Genomic DNA, 572 nt, shown 5'->3' with positions numbered 1-572 from the left:
CCGGCGCAGCGGCCCGCGCCCACGCCGCCGCCGCTCGCCCCCGGCCAGCCGCCGCCCACCGCGGTCATCGGCATCGTCGACGTGCCCGAGATCCAGCGGGTCTCCTCCGCCTTCACCCAGGTGCGCGAGGCGATCGAGACCCGCCGCGCCCGCCTGAACGAGGACCTGCAGCGCGAGCAGCAGCGCTGGCGCGACGAGCAGCAGCGCCTGGCGACCGAGCGCGGATCGCTCTCGCCCGAGCAGCTGCGCAACCGCGAGCGCGACCTGCAGGATCGCATCACCGACAGCCAGCGCACGCTGCGCGACCGCGCCGCCGCGATCGAGCAGCTGGCCCAGACCGCGCTGCGCGAGATCGAGCAGGCGCTCGGCGTCGTCATCCGCCAGGTCGCCAGCAGCCGCAACGTCAACATCGTGCTGCCGCGCCCGCTGGTCATCTTCAACGAGCCGCCCTTCGACCTGACGGAGGAAGTGGCCGCGCAGCTCAACCGCATGATCCCGAGCGTGACCCTGCCGCCCGAGCCCGGCGAGACGCCGCGCCCGGCGCAGGCGCCGGCGCGCCCCGGCGGCACGCC

1 protein-coding gene is annotated in these 572 nt (G+C 75.9%); it reads left to right on the top strand.

Annotated features, from left to right (window positions below; genetic code table 11):
• Positions 1–572: OmpH family outer membrane protein (locus HW578_RS27465; RefSeq protein WP_198373842.1), on the top strand; the 572-nt coding region annotated here is incomplete at both ends.

The sequence above is a fragment of the Roseomonas rosulenta genome (assembly GCF_016106005.1).
In the GTDB taxonomy this organism is placed as follows: domain Bacteria; phylum Pseudomonadota; class Alphaproteobacteria; order Acetobacterales; family Acetobacteraceae; genus Neoroseomonas; species Neoroseomonas rosulenta.
Note: the sequence above shows the minus strand (reverse complement) of the source record. Positions and strands in the feature narration are given on the sequence as shown.